Origin of the sequence: Parapedobacter sp. ISTM3, from assembly GCF_016533505.1 — a bacterium.
Lineage (GTDB): Bacteria > Bacteroidota > Bacteroidia > Sphingobacteriales > Sphingobacteriaceae > Parapedobacter > Parapedobacter luteus.
The window spans coordinates 73436-85981 of sequence record NZ_JAENGN010000015.1; the positions used below are offsets into that span (position 1 = coordinate 73436).

Here is a 12546-nt window from a genome sequence, read left to right on the forward strand (position 1 = left end):
ACTTGAAACCAGGAAACATCACCTTTTGCCTACGCCGCTTTCAAAAATCGATTCGTTTTTGCTACCTTTCGCAGGGTAAATAGTTAACAAAGCACTTATTAAATAAAACGACAACGACAGACTGACATGGAAAAAACAAAAATCGTCCACCCCCACCGAGCACAAGGCTTTACTACTGGCGCCTATTCCGATGGCGTGCTTATCGATGGCCTGTTATTTGTAAGCGGCCAAGCCGCTATTGATTTCAAGAAGTCAACGTTTGTTTTAGGCACCATTGAAGAAGAGACGCACCTCACCCTGCAAAACATCAAGGCTATCCTGGAACAGGCGGGAATGACCATGGAAGATGTCGTGAAATGCACGGTCCATTTGAGCGACATTGCCGATTTCCAACGGTTCAACAAGGTATATGCCGAATACTTCACCGGCATCAGGCCTGCGCGAACCACTGTTCAATCCGTATTGGACAACGGAATCAAAGTAGAAATCGACTGCATCGCCAAGAAATAGCCGCGCAATCGCCATGCTTATCATCGACGCACACCTCGATCTGGCGATGAACGCCATGGAGTGGAACCGTGACCTAACGGCCGATATTGATAGCATTCGCGCCCGCGAGTCGGGCATGCAAGACAAACCTGATCGTGGGAACAACGTGGTATCGCTACCTGAACTGAGGAAGGGGCGAATCGGCTTGGTTGTGGCCACGCAAATCGCCCGGGTTACAGAAAATCACCGCATATTGCCAGGCTGGTATTCACCGGAACAAGCCTGGGCGCAGACACAGGGTCAGCTGGCCTGGTACCGGGCCATGATCGATACCGGCGAAATGCAGCAAATCACAGATTTAACTACGTTGGAGCGCCACATTGCCCTATGGGAGGATGAGGGGGTAGCCAACGATACCAAGCCGGTCGGCTTCATGCTCAGCCTGGAGGGCGCCGACTCCCTGATTGACCTTTCTTACCTTGAACGCGCATATGCCTACGGGCTTCGGGCCATCGGACCCGCGCATTACGGCCCCGGACGCTATGCTCCCGGCACGGGCATGGAAGGGCCGTTGACCCCGCTGGGTGTTGAGCTCCTCAAGGAGATGGATCACCTGCACATGGTTTTGGATATCACCCACCTGACCGACGCAGGCTTCTGGCAGGCGATGGCGATATACAAAGGTCCCGTGTGGGCCAGCCATCACAACTGCCGAGCGCTTGTCAACCACCAACGGCAATTGGATGACGACCAACTGGACGCATTGATTGAACGCGGCGCAATCATCGGGAGCGCCCTGGATGCCTGGATGTTAGCACCGAACTGGACCCGGGGCAAGTCAACGCCATCGTTATGTGGCGTAAATCTTGACCGCCTGGCCGACCACATTGACCATATCTGCCAGCTGGCCGGCAACAGCAACCATGCGGCCATCGGCAGCGATCTGGACGGTATGTTTGGCTCCGAACAATGCCCTTATGATTTAAGTACCATTGCCGATCTCCGGAAACTGGAAGGCATATTGGAGAAAAGAGGATACACCGCGTCCGATAGGACCAACATCTTCCATGGCAACTGGCTTCGGTTTATCCGGCGGGCATGGAAAAACAACTAAAAAACATCAATAATGAACGACACTCAATCCTGGTATACCATCGAGGATATCGATCATATCGACTCCCCGGCGCTTGTGGTTTATCCCAAGCGTGTAAGTGAAAATATCCATACACTAAAAAAAATGGTCAATGGGGATACCAGCCGATTACGGCCGCACGTAAAAACCCACAAAACCCAAGAAGCCGCTGCCATGCTGATGGATGCGGGTATCCGCCAATTTAAGTGTGCCACCATCGCCGAGGCCGAGCTATTGGCCATGTCCAACGCACCTGATGTCCTGCTGGCTTACCAGCCGGTTGGCCCTAAAGCACACCGGTATCTGGAACTCATAAAGAAGTATCCCAACACCGCATTTTCTTGCTTGGTTGACCATATGGCCAATGCAGAACGCTTGTCAACCATCGCCTCCGACAACGACCTGACAATCCAAGTGTACATCGATATCAACGTAGGCATGGGCCGAACGGGTATCCCGGCCGGCGATAAGGCCGTACAGCTTTACCATGGCATCCAATTGTTAGACAACATCGAGGTACTGGGCTTACATGCCTATGACGGCCACCTCCGCGATCCGGATGTCAGCCAACGCAGGCAACGCTGTCTGCTCGGCATTGCCCCTGTCTGGGCCATGGTTTCCGAGTTGGAGCGCCAAGGTTATCCCACCCCGGTGGTTGTCGCCGGCGGCTCACCCACGTTTCCCATCCACGCTGCCGATACGCGGGTAGTGTGTAGCCCGGGCACGTTTATTTTCTGGGATAAAGGCTACGGCGATGGCCTGCCTGAACAACATTTCGTGCATGCGGCATTGGTATTGACCCGAGTCATCTCGTTGCCTACGCCTACGACACTGTGCCTCGATTTGGGCCATAAAGCTATTGCCGCGGAAAATCCAATCGATCGCCGGATACACTTGCTCAACGCCCCGGGGCTAAAGCCCATCTCGCAAAGCGAAGAGCACCTCGTTGTGGAAGCTCACGAAGGCCACGGTTGGAAAATTGGCGACGTGTTTTACGGATTGCCCTACCACATCTGCCCCACGGTGGCCCTGTACGAACGGGCCATTGCCATTGCCGAGGGGCAACAAAGCGGTGTGTGGCCGATAAAGGCCCGCGACCGCCAAGTTATCGTATAATGGACACACGGCAGGCCGTATGCTACGTTGTAGCGCTGCGTTCGACAACCATCGTTTCGGGGTTCCAGTGCACGATTTTCCGTTCGAAGTGACTGGTATTGGACAATAGGGCCGGGCCGGCTGCGCGCAAACCGAAGACGGCATCTTCCACGACGCCGGTTTTATTGCGGATAGCGTTGAAGAAATTAGCGAAGTGGTCATAGCTATCGCTATATTCCCTCGGTGCAGTATATTCTTCCTCCTGAGGTCCAATCACTTCGAATTTGGCAGGATATTTCTCATGGTATGTTTTGAGAAATGCCTCTTGCATTGCCTCAGGGAACGTATTAATCGTATATCCGGGGGCCTCCGCCAGCCGTTTCTTCTTGATACTCACCCCCCTGCCGGAGATGATCATCTGTCCTTCGCTGCCAATGAACCTAAACTGTTGCCCTCCCCCTGAACCATCGGCGAAATTAACCCGTAGGGTCAACGTAAATTCAGGGTGCGATTCGGTTTTCGGGTAATCGTAAATCCCAACCATCAGATCAGGTACGTCACGGCCATCTTTCCAGTAACGGAGCCCGCCGCTGGTCATGATCCGGTTTGGCCCCTTGGAATCCAGCACAAAATGTATTCCCGAAAACAAATGGACAAACAAATCCCCGGCCACGCCGGTACCATAGCGTTGGTAATTGCGCCAACGGAAAAAATGAAGCGGATCAAATGGTATTTTCGGTGCCTTGTCACTCAAAAACCGATCCCAGTCAACCGTCTCCGGCGACGCATCCAACGGCAGGGAATACTGCCATGCCCCCTGGGCAGAGTGGCGGTCATAATATGCTTCCACCAGGTTCAGTTCGCCGATTGCGCCTGCCCGAAACAGCTCACGCGCCTTGGCATAGATGATGGAGCTCACGCGCTGGCTACCCACCTGAACCAATTGCTTGGTTTCATGGGCCGCTTTGATCAAGGCATGCCCTTCTTCAATCAGTTTGGTCATGGGCTTTTCGCAATATAATGCCTTACCGGCCTTCAAGGCTTCGATGCCGATTTGTGCGTGGAGATGGTCGGGAACCGCTACAACGACCGCATCAATGTCTGGCCTGTTCAGTATTTCCCGATAGTCTTTTGTCGTTGCCATATCATGGCCATACAATTCCTTTGCCCGCACTAACCGCCCGTCATATAGATCCGCTACAGCCATGAGTTTTACTCCGGGCACCTTTAATGCCGACTCCATATTTGAGGTGCCTTGTATACCTCCACCAATGAGTCCAATTTGAATGTGATCATTAGCGCCGAACGTTTTGCGGTACGCAATCTCCCTGCTCAGCACATTGCCGTTCCGAGGCAACAAAATGGTAGGCGCTACGCTAGCCGCAACCGCAGTGCTGGCCATTTTTTTCAGGAAATTACGTCTGGAATGCTGGTTATCCGTTTTCATCTGTTTGTTTTTTTGTTTTGTATTGTCTGATGGTACCTTTGATGGTCGAAATAACGGAGCATTGCCGTATTCCTGCCATATCGAGCCCATATTTATAATTGATTGATAAAATTCTGCGCAGAAAAAATCAACTGCTGGCCTTTAATGAGCGCTTCGTCTGCATCCATTGTTTTCGCAACCGGCACACCGAGCTCACTTAATGCCCATTCATACAGTGGGTTGTGCTTCGGTCCGCCAACTAAGCAAATCGGCACATCTGCGGATATCCCCCTCAGCTCGGCACCTATCAGCACACCACTTAGGTAATAAAAATTCGCTGCCTTGGGGACATGGCGAAGCACCTCGTTGGTCCGGGTCATGAAGGCGGCATGAAGCAAATCAAAAGATTGACTTGTGCGCACGCCTTCGCGGAAATAGTCGCGGCTCATCGAATCACTGACGTCTGCCCCTACGGTTACCGAAGCCGACAATATACTATGCCGGGTAAGCAACTCGAAAAACTCCCCGGTCATATAGGTTTCAAACGCCATCGCTTGGCCACCCATTACCCAAATATGTTTCGGATGCGTACCCGGGAGAATCAAAAGCTGTTTTTCTTCCCGGCCATCCAAGACCGATGCACATCCCAGCACTTTGGTCTCTTCGCCCCGCATGACATCTCGGTCCGTTTTCACCCCGGATACAAGAATAAGGCGGTGCTCCAACCCTTCGGCATCCATGGTTTCGATGAGCAGATCAGTACCATCCAGCCGAAACGGAAGCATTTTGTAAGGAAGCTCGGCCAGCCCCACCGTCGCGGAAGCCATCCCCGAAAGCACAATGGGAATGCCATCCAGCGTAATGCCCGACTTTTGGCTCAGTTCAGTGACCGCTTCCTTCAATACATTCACATAAAATGCCTTGCGCGACGAGCGTTGTCCCTTTTGTGCCTTCCACGAGTTAAAGGTATCTACGATCCCGCGTCCATGCGTTATTGTAGCCAGCACGCGCAGGTCAGCGACCTGAACCAGCCGAAGCCTGAATCTGCTTGTTCCCCAATCGCAGCTTAAAAACTTTTCCATGAGTTACCATTCCGCTACACTGCCATCGGTATGCCGCCAGACGGGATTTTGCCACTGATGCCCAATGGCGGCCATCTTCCGCACATGCGCTTCGTTTATGACGATACCCAATCCGGGGGCATCCGGGATATTCACATAACCATCTTCGTATTGAAACACGGCGCTGTCCACCAGATAATCCAGCAAGTCGCTGCCCTGGTTGTAGTGTATGCCTAGGCTTTGCTCCTGGATAATAGCGTTGTGGCAGGTGGCGTCTACTTGCAGGCATGCGGCCAGTGCAATAGGCCCTAAGGGGCAGTGCGGAGCCGCCGCAACATCATAGGCCTCCGCCATCGAAATGATCTTCTTGCATTCCGTGATTCCGCCGGCATGAGACACGTCCGGCTGGATGATGTCGGCATAACCGGCGTGCAGTAACGTCTTAAACTGCCACTTAGAAAACATACGCTCCCCGGTAGCGATGGGTATGGCTACGTGGTTGGCTATCTCCCGCAGGTCTTCGTTGTTTTCCGGAAGCACCGGCTCCTCGATGAACATAGGCCGGTACGGCTCCAATGCCTTGGCCAGTATTTTTGCCATGGGCTTATGTACACGGCCGTGGAAATCGATGCCAATGCCGAAGGCGGGCCCCGTGGCCTCCCTTACGGCTGCTATGCGTGCCACAGCCTCATCGATCTTATCGTAGCTATCAATGTATTGCAGTTCTTCGGTGGCATTCATCTTGACGGCTAAAAATCCGTTGTCTGCCATTTTTTTCGCAGCCAGGCCCACGTCAGCCGGCCGGTCGCCGCCAATCCATGAATACACTTTCATTTTGTCCCTCGCCCTGCCGCCAAGCAACTCATGTATGGGCGCATTGTAATATTTGCCTTTGATGTCCCACAGCGCCTGGTCAATGCCGGCTATTGCGCTCATCAAAACCGGACCTCCCCGGTAAAAACCGGCGCGGTACATCACATTCCAGTGATCTTCTATCGGCAGGGGACTTTTACCAATCAAGTAGGTCATCAGTTCGTCAACCGCTACCTTTACGGTGGCTGCCTTCCCTTCAATTACCGGCTCACCCCAGCCCGTGATGCCTTCATCCGTTTCGATTTTCAAGAACAGCCACCTCGGCGGCACCTGGAATAATTCGTAGGATTTGATCTTCATGTATCTGTTTTTTTCTTATCAGCAACGAAGCCGCGGTATCCGCTTTAGTTGGCTGTCAACCAGCGAGAGCCGACACAAATTGACGAGCCTTGTCGGTCAGTTGTTCAAAATATGCGGTTGTTACCGGCTGCCCGGTGTTAATCAGCGTGTTGCCTACACCAAAAGCCACAGCTCCGGCGTCTTTGAAATCCCTGATATTTTGCGGTGTGATACCTCCCGAAGGCAGCAGCGGTATATGCGGAAGCGGCCCGCCGATACTTCGTATGTAGGCAGGAGACATCGCGGGGAATACCTTCACGATGTCGGCGCCGCGCTTATATGCGGCATAGATTTCCGTAGGCGTGAATGCGCCCGGTATACTCACTGCACCAAGACGTTTAGTTGCCTGAATAACATCGGCATCCACCACGGGCGAAAGGATAAACCGTGCTCCCGCCGCTACTGTAGCTTCCACCGTCGGTGTGTCAAGTACCGTGCCGGCTCCGATAACCATCCGGTCACCGATGGTGTTGGCCAGCTGCCGTATGGCCGCCAGCGGCTCTTCGGAATTCATGGTTACTTCTATTATGCGGATGCCACCGGCATATAACGCTTCGGCAACGTCCAGCACATACTCGGGCCGAAGGCCACGGATAATTGCGATGATGCCATTTTCCTTGATTTCTGATAATGTAGACATACAACTTAGGGTTTATAGGGCAGAGACTACCACACAAAGGTAGTGAACTTCCAGCCAAATACGTTAATGCTTTCCAAATAATTCGTACAGTTCATCCTGTGTGAAGGGTTGAGTCCGGCCGCCAAACTTTGACCGAACGGTTCCCAAGTCTTCCGGCACTACCTCATCGCCGGTGTTATTCCCCCAGGCATTCCGGATATAACTCAGTAATTGGGCCAGGTCTGCGTCATCAATAGCCGGATTATGGGCGATGCCCGGCATCTCGCCACTGACTTCCGGAGCCCTATAAGTATGGCCACCCACATCGACCGGCCCGGTAAGGCCATAGAGCACCAAGGCTATCAGTCGTTCTTTATCTCCTTGCACCCATTCTGACCCCGCCAAGGGCGGGGCAATAGACGACACACCACGGCCGTCTTCTCCGTGACAAGGTTGGCAAGCATTCCTGAACAGCGTAATGCCATTGGCATAGTGCTTGGCCAACTGTTCCTGATTGTCGCGGTCTGCCCGCTCGTTGGCCGCATCGACCACGGATAGGAGGCGCTTATGTACTACCATCGACGTATCCGGCACGCGCTTGGCCACCGCCCGCATGAATTGTGCTTCATGCCCCGTCGCTGCACTGATGATGGCATCAGCGACATAACGATTATCCGCGTACTGCGTGGCCCACCGCTCCATGATACGCATGATGGCCGGCTCCCTCACGGTGCCCAACGACGCTACAGCCAGAGCCGCATAGGGCACGAGCAGTGTATCGCCGTTCGCAACGGCCTTTTCGGCTATAGCGACTAAATCATCCTTGGCAGCCATACCAGCCAGCGACGGAAGTGCAGCCAACGCCTGCGCACGTACCTGCCATTGTGGATGAGCCAATACGGTCTGGATATCGCTTGCCGTCAACTGCCCCAGTCCTTCCAGCGTCCATAGGGCGTGGATACATTGCAGCGGCCGAGCAGTACCATGCAGCAGGGCACGCAAGCCAGCTGTCGCATCTACCGCCTGTCTATCTACCAATATACGCTGTGCCTGATCACGGACCCACCCGTTGCCATGCCCCAGCAGCGCAACCAGCGAATCGGTGCGTCGGGGCATGGCAACCCTGTGCCGCTTGCTGTCCTTGGGAAACACACGGTAAATCCTTCCCATGCCGAGCGGACGGGCCAATCCCCGTTTGGTAATCTCATCTTTCAGGTAAGGTGTAAGGTACGTGCTATGCTGGATAATACCCCGGTACATATCCAGGATATAAAGCGCCCCGTCCGGCCCATCAAACAGGTTTACCGGCCGGAACCGTTCGTCATGGCTAGCCAAGAATTCTTTCCCTTCATAAGCCTGCTTCCCCGTCATGCGAAAGCCCTCCTCCGTAAGCACATTCCGTTTGATCAGGTTAGCAGACGGCTCCGCTACGAAAGCGTTCTCCCCGGGTATTAAGCCGCCACGGTAGATCAGCGGCCCACAAGCCGCCGTGAAATTCACCAACCGTCCGGTGGTATCCAAAACCCCTTCCATATATCCCCGGTTTACCCCCGTTGTCGGACGGATGGGATACACGCGCGTGTCAGCCACAATGGTTTGGCCATATCCGGCCACCCGGCGTTGGCCGGAATTGCCGGCACCGAACCCGGGCGGGAAGTAATCACCGTACAGGTTACTCGAATTGTCGTTGTAATACAGCCTTCCCCAGTTGTCCTGGCTGATGCCCCATTGGCCCCTGAAATGTGTTTTTGCTTTTTCCCAGGTCCCGTCGGGCAGCCTTCGATACCGCCAGTCGTATTTGGCGCTATAGATCCAATTATCCAAGCCCCTCAAGAGCCCATTTGGCTGGTGCTCCACATTGCCGCCTTCCGCGTAAGCACTGTCTACCAGCGACCTGCCGACCGGATGTCCGTCGTGGATTTCATAAAACCACAAGTTAGGTGGTTCGGCCATCAGCAGTCCGCCGTTTACCAGACAAAGCGCGCGGGGCATCACCAGCGAGTCAAGGAAAACCGTCCGCTTGTCCATCCGGCCATCGTCATCAGTATCTTCCAGTATGACGATGCGGCCTACAGGAGCATCTTCACCCGTGCCCGCCGTATCAGGCATGTATCCATCCATCTCGGCCACCCATATACGGCCCCGGTCATCGAATGTCATGGCCACCGGGGCCACAACCAAAGGCTCAGCAGCAACCAGGGCCACTTCAAAGCCTTCCTCCAGTTCCATAGCCCTCAACGACGCTTCGGGAGACAGCACGCCGTCGTGTGATGTACTGCGGCATTGCACACACACCCCATAAACAAGCAGCACCAATGCCGTTAAAGGGCAAAAAAAGGTCACGTTTTTTATTTTCACGCACCAAATTTGGGAAAAATTATCTGTTATCCACAGAAACCACATATTTACCCTTTCGGTAAATATACCAGAACGTGTATAAGAGCAATCCCACGCCCACCGCAATGCCGCATGAATACGAAAATCCATGCGGCAACGACAGCCCCTCCGGTGCGATCAAGATGTAGGAGACGACCACGTTGGTCATAAACAGCGCCGGTATCAATGCAATCCAGTAGTTTTTGCCGGCGTTGATTAAGTATGCAGTGACCGTCCACAACACCACTGTGGCCAATGTTTGATTGGTCCAGGCAAAATATCGCCAGATGACACCAAAATCCATCAAACTAATCCCATAGGCTAAACAAAACATCGGTACTGCCAGTAGCAGCCTGTTTTTCAATGCCCGTTGGCCAAGGTTAAAAATATCCGCCAGCAGCAAGCGTGCGCTGCGAAATGCGGTGTCGCCCGAAGTAACGGGGGCCACCACAACACCGATGACAGCCAATATACCACCCAGCCCCCCCAACAGACCCGTACAGATTTCATTGACCGCCATGGCCGCATTGCCCGATCGTTCATCCATGAATACATTTAGTTCCCTGATGCCGCCGAAAAAGCTCATGCTGACGGCAGCCCATATCATGGCCACCACACCTTCGGTCACCATCGTGCCATAGAACACACTCCTACCTTGCCCTTCATGCTGCAGGCAGCGGGCAATCAGTGGCGATTGCGTGGCATGGAAACCGGAAACGGCACCACAAGCAATGGTGATGAACAGCATCGGAAAAGCCGGAAACTTTTCGGGGTGGATGTGTTGGTTGATACCTAGCGTACTTATGGACAACTCCGGCACCGGTAACCCACCGTAAACCATAGCCACCCACAGCGCCACTGTCATCGTTAAAAACACGGCGCCGAATATGGGATAAAATCTTCCGATTACCTTATCGATTGGTAATATCGTAGACAGCAGATAATAGCATAAGATAATAATCGACCAAACGGTTACAGACATCCAGCCTGTACCGGACAGTCCAGCCAGAATCTGGGCGGGCCCGACGAAAAATACGGTTCCTACCATGATCAGCAATACCAGCGTGAGTACACGCATAACCTGCATCAGCGGCCTTCCGAGGTATTTACCCGTGATTTCGGTGAAGCTCTTTCCCTGATTGCGCAGGGAAAGCATGCCCGAAAAATAATCATGTACCCCTCCGGCAATCAGCGTGCCGAGCACGATCCACAGGAAGGCCACCGGCCCCCACATAGCCCCGGCCACGGCTCCGAAGATGGGGCCCAGTCCTGCGATGTTGAGAAATTGGATCAAAAACGACTTCCATCGCGGCAAGGGCACATAATCCACGCCATCAGCCATTTCCATTGCCGGTGTAGGCCGGTTGCGATCGATGCCGAAAATCCGTTCGCAGATAAGCCCGTAGCTGTAATACCCCACGATTAGCACACCCACGCATATAAAAAAAGTGATCATCTTGTTTTAAATTCACCTCTTGCCAGCACCTGCTTTTCTTCCAACAACCGAGCTTGCAGGTCGGCATAAGGTACATCCTGTACTGCCGTGTTGCCATCGATGGCCAAAGCAGCCGCCAGCGCCGCACTTTGCCCCAGGATCATGAACACCGGTTCCATTCGGATGCTACCGAAAGCGATATGCGAACTCGACATGCATACCGGCACCAACAGGTTTGTACATTCGTCCTTTTTAGGCACCAACGAACCATAGGATATCTGGTAAGGGCCTTTTTTCGGTGAAACACCGATATCCCCTTCATTCTGCACAAAACCGTCCGGCTTTACATAGCGCTGCACGTTGTGCGAATCCAGCGTATACGATCCCATTCCTACCGGATCATTGATTTCGCGATCGCTGAATGTGTCATGCTCGGTCATCACATACTGCCCTACCATACGGCGTGCCTCCCTGATGTACAGCTGATGCGGCCAATTACCGTTGTCGGTAAATTCGTCCTTGGCCAGCCCCCATTGCGCCATTTCCGTCCGCACTTCTTCCGGGACCTTCGGGTCATTGGCCAGGAAATACATCAGGCCTTTCTGGTAGTCCTCGTGTGCTTTGATGATTTCACGGCGTCGTTCGTAGCTTGCCTCGGGGTAGTCATAGTTCACGCCAATGAAATCCGTGCTGAACGGGCCGTGGTTGTTCGTATCGGTTTTGCGGTTGGGGATAATATCAAATTTGTCAAATGTTTCCCGCCAGCCAGCCGCAAAGACCCGGGCCAGCAGCTCGTAGTTTTCAGGGTTGTAGTTGTCCGGCTTAGGGAATGCCACCCGGTTGTCAGGGTGGTTGCTCAAGCACATACGGAAACAGTAAGCCTGTAATCGGTTGTCGCCCTCCCCATATTCACCAGGATGATCAGCCGAAACACCGTAAAGCAGTCCACTGGAAGAATCGCCCGGAATGTTATACGGGCTGATGTCTGTCATAAACCAGTGCCGGTGGTGCAATACTCCCACCTGCACGCCATTCCACTGTTCGTTATACACGCTGTTCGCCTCACGGCCCACATGGTAGCTTACACCCGCGGCCGCCATCAAATCGCCCTCATACGTGGCGTCGATAAACATTTTTCCCCGGTAAGTTTTCCCACTCAACGTGGTCAGCGACACGAGCTGCCCATCTACCTTTTCCACACCGGATTCCCTGTCCAGCCATTCGTCGCGGTGCACGTCAAGGCCGTATTCCTTCACATAGCCCTCAAAAACTCCCTCGGCCACATGCGGTTCAAATATCCACATCGTACGCGCATCGCCGTCGATGGCGGGAGTCCCCTGCCCTTTGTTGCCATAGTCCTCGCGCCGTTCCCACCGCCACGCGCCGCTATCGGCATAGTGGAGATATACACGGTGGTAAAAATCGCGGGCAAGACCACCGATGACGGACTTATCTCCCGTATCGGTAAATCCCAGCCCACCGGAGGAAAGGCCGCCCAGGTGGGTGTCCGGCGAAACAACAATGACCGACTTGCCGGATTTCTTGGCCTGTACGGCGGCAATCACCGCCGCTGAAGTACCCCCGTAAACAATAAGATCGGCCTCATAAGTATTTGGATCCGTTGTACTGCACGCCAAGTGGCAGCATAGCAGAAGTAACGACAAAATGGTTCGTATCATAATAAGCTAAACTGGTTAACAA

General features: G+C 53.5%; 10 protein-coding genes. 3 read left to right on the forward strand and 7 right to left on the reverse strand.

The window, feature by feature from the left end:
* The first annotated feature begins 126 nt into the window (after window positions 1–126).
* From JHJ32_RS17770 to JHJ32_RS17780, 3 genes are read left to right on the forward strand one after another with little or no spacing between them, the layout of a single operon-like run.
* Entirely contained in the window at window positions 127–510 is a 384-nt protein-coding gene (locus tag JHJ32_RS17770) for a RidA family protein (protein ID WP_079715457.1), read from the forward strand.
* 13 nt (window positions 511–523) lie between these two features.
* Entirely contained in the window at window positions 524–1603 is a 1080-nt protein-coding gene (locus JHJ32_RS17775; protein WP_200121879.1) for a dipeptidase, read from the forward strand.
* A 12-nt stretch (window positions 1604–1615) separates the two neighbouring features.
* Complete coding sequence (locus tag JHJ32_RS17780) at window positions 1616–2737, forward strand: D-TA family PLP-dependent enzyme (protein WP_200121881.1); 1122 nt, start codon at window positions 1616–1618, stop codon at window positions 2735–2737.
* Between the two features lie 22 nt (window positions 2738–2759).
* On the opposite strand, the gene JHJ32_RS17785 is transcribed toward JHJ32_RS17780, so the two are convergent.
* From JHJ32_RS17785 to JHJ32_RS17815, 7 genes are all read right to left on the reverse strand, one after another.
* The gene (locus JHJ32_RS17785; RefSeq protein ID WP_200121883.1) at window positions 2760–4163 is read right to left on the reverse strand and encodes a Gfo/Idh/MocA family protein; all 1404 of its coding nucleotides are present in this window, start codon (window positions 4161–4163) and stop codon (window positions 2760–2762) included.
* 92 nt (window positions 4164–4255) lie between these two features.
* Window positions 4256–5224, reverse strand: a complete 969-nt coding sequence (locus tag JHJ32_RS17790) for a 2-dehydro-3-deoxygalactonokinase (RefSeq protein ID WP_200121885.1) — start codon at window positions 5222–5224, stop codon at window positions 4256–4258.
* A gap of 3 nt (window positions 5225–5227) precedes the next feature.
* Window positions 5228–6376: a galactonate dehydratase gene (gene dgoD / locus JHJ32_RS17795; protein ID WP_200121887.1), complete on the reverse strand. Its 1149-nt coding sequence runs from the start codon at window positions 6374–6376 to the stop codon at window positions 5228–5230.
* 55 nt (window positions 6377–6431) lie between these two features.
* Entirely contained in the window at window positions 6432–7055 is a 624-nt protein-coding gene (locus JHJ32_RS17800; protein ID WP_079715452.1) for a bifunctional 4-hydroxy-2-oxoglutarate aldolase/2-dehydro-3-deoxy-phosphogluconate aldolase, read from the reverse strand.
* Between the two features lie 63 nt (window positions 7056–7118).
* Window positions 7119–9392 carry a c-type cytochrome gene (locus JHJ32_RS23230; RefSeq protein WP_200121889.1) on the reverse strand — a complete coding sequence of 758 codons (2274 nt, stop codon included), beginning with the start codon at window positions 9390–9392 and terminating at the stop codon, window positions 7119–7121.
* A 19-nt stretch (window positions 9393–9411) separates the two neighbouring features.
* Window positions 9412–10866 (reverse strand): carbon starvation protein A, encoded by a 1455-nt coding sequence (locus JHJ32_RS17810; RefSeq protein WP_200121891.1) that lies wholly within the window; start codon window positions 10864–10866, stop codon window positions 9412–9414.
* Window positions 10863–12524 carry an FAD-dependent oxidoreductase gene (locus JHJ32_RS17815; protein WP_200121893.1) on the reverse strand — a complete coding sequence of 554 codons (1662 nt, stop codon included), beginning with the start codon at window positions 12522–12524 and terminating at the stop codon, window positions 10863–10865. The genes JHJ32_RS17810 and JHJ32_RS17815 overlap by 4 nt, the downstream gene beginning before the upstream one ends.
* Window positions 12525–12546 lie beyond the last annotated feature (22 nt).

Coding starts and splice junctions, on each gene's coding strand:
- JHJ32_RS17770 (WP_079715457.1), top strand. CDS start 127: ATGGAAAAAACAAAAATCGTCCACCCCCACCGAGCACAAGGCTTTACT.
- JHJ32_RS17775 (WP_200121879.1), top strand. CDS start 524: ATGCTTATCATCGACGCACACCTCGATCTGGCGATGAACGCCATGGAG.
- JHJ32_RS17780 (WP_200121881.1), top strand. CDS start 1,616: ATGAACGACACTCAATCCTGGTATACCATCGAGGATATCGATCATATC.
- JHJ32_RS17785 (WP_200121883.1), bottom strand. CDS start 4,163: ATGAAAACGGATAACCAGCATTCCAGACGTAATTTCCTGAAAAAAATG.
- JHJ32_RS17790 (WP_200121885.1), bottom strand. CDS start 5,224: ATGGAAAAGTTTTTAAGCTGCGATTGGGGAACAAGCAGATTCAGGCTT.
- dgoD (WP_200121887.1), bottom strand. CDS start 6,376: ATGAAGATCAAATCCTACGAATTATTCCAGGTGCCGCCGAGGTGGCTG.
- JHJ32_RS17800 (WP_079715452.1), bottom strand. CDS start 7,055: ATGTCTACATTATCAGAAATCAAGGAAAATGGCATCATCGCAATTATC.
- JHJ32_RS17810 (WP_200121891.1), bottom strand. CDS start 10,866: ATGATCACTTTTTTTATATGCGTGGGTGTGCTAATCGTGGGGTATTAC.
- JHJ32_RS17815 (WP_200121893.1), bottom strand. CDS start 12,524: ATGATACGAACCATTTTGTCGTTACTTCTGCTATGCTGCCACTTGGCG.